This is a genomic window from Arthrobacter sp. B1805 (genome assembly GCF_002929745.1).
Taxonomy (GTDB): domain Bacteria; phylum Actinomycetota; class Actinomycetes; order Actinomycetales; family Micrococcaceae; genus Arthrobacter_D.
The window spans coordinates 1-874 of the sequence record NZ_PJIQ01000056.1; the positions used below are offsets into that span (position 1 = coordinate 1).

The 874-nt window shown below is 51.9% G+C and carries 1 protein-coding gene; it reads left to right on the forward strand.

The features are described from left to right. Positions 1-224: 224 nt before the first annotated feature. Positions 225-874: DDE-type integrase/transposase/recombinase (locus CXQ96_RS17870; protein ID WP_104119369.1), on the forward strand; the 650-nt coding region annotated here is incomplete at its 3' end.

Here is an 874-nt window from a genome sequence, read left to right on the forward strand (position 1 = left end):
GCGTTGGGAAAAGCTATCGCGATAATGCACAAGGATGGCGCGGAATAAGACGAGGAGGCGCAACACTATCCACATCACAGCGCAGCATGTATCAGAGCAACCTTGATCTTGAAGAGCACCTGATTAGCTGTCTACGCCGAAGCGGGTAAACCAAAAAGAATGCACTTGCTGTTCTAGGGCTATCGGAATCTAGTTACTACTACCGACACCATCCCAGGCCGCGGGTGAAAAACCCGATCCCGCATACTAAGCGCAGTGGGGCTAAACGCATCAGTGATGCTGACCGCGCCCAGATCGCCGTGCTGCTGTCTGCCGGGTTTGAGCAGGGGTTGAGTGTGCGACAAATCTATTACCAGCATCTTGATAGTGGCGAGCGACTTTTAGCTGGTGAGCGGATGTTTTACCGGATTGCGCAGACCTTGCGTGATCCGGTGGTTAAACCTGCGCGACGTACTCGTGAACCAGCAACTGTGCCGACGGTGACAGCGACAGGGCCTGGTCAGGTGTTTGTGTGGGATGTGACGTGGGTGAAGGGATCACATACGCGGGTGTTGTATGCCTTGCATGTGGTGATGGATTTGTTTTCCCGCAAGATTGTGGGGTGGACGTTGCAGTCACGTGAAGACAAAAATGTGGCTGTCATGTTGATCGAGGAGACGATCAAGCAGGAAGGTTTAGGTCGTGTTGAGGTGGTGCATTCCGATAACGGTTCAATTATGACGAGCAAGGATATGGCTAGGATGCTTGAGCGTTATGGGGTGGAGCAGTCGTTGATTCGGCCTGGGGTTAGCAATGATAATCCGCATTGTGAGTCGGTGAATCATACGATTAAGCATCATCGTTTGGGGTTGGAGGTTTATGATTCGATCACTGA